1 protein-coding gene is annotated in these 234 nt (G+C 71.4%); it reads left to right on the forward strand.

Annotated elements, in window-relative coordinates:
* On the forward strand, positions 1-234 hold a 234-nt coding region (locus tag F0L68_RS41020; protein WP_223199608.1), incomplete at both ends, for a DUF2437 domain-containing protein.

A 234-nucleotide genomic window follows, 5' to 3' on the forward strand; every position in this document is an offset into this window, starting at 1 on the left:
ATCGCCCACCCCGAGGGCCTGTCGTTCGTCTCCGTCGTCGGCGAGGGTGACGACCTGGTCGCCGAGGAGATCGCCGAACACCCCTTCGGCAAGCCGAACCTCACCGGCCGTCGCTGGCCGCTCGCGGACGTGCGGCTGCTCGCGCCGATCCTGCCGCCCAAGATCATCGGTGTCGGGCGGAACTACGCCGCGCACGCCGAGGAGCTTGGCAACGCGCTGCCGGACAACCCGCTG

The organism is Solihabitans fulvus (assembly GCF_008386585.1).
In the GTDB taxonomy this organism is placed as follows: domain Bacteria; phylum Actinomycetota; class Actinomycetes; order Mycobacteriales; family Pseudonocardiaceae; genus Solihabitans; species Solihabitans fulvus.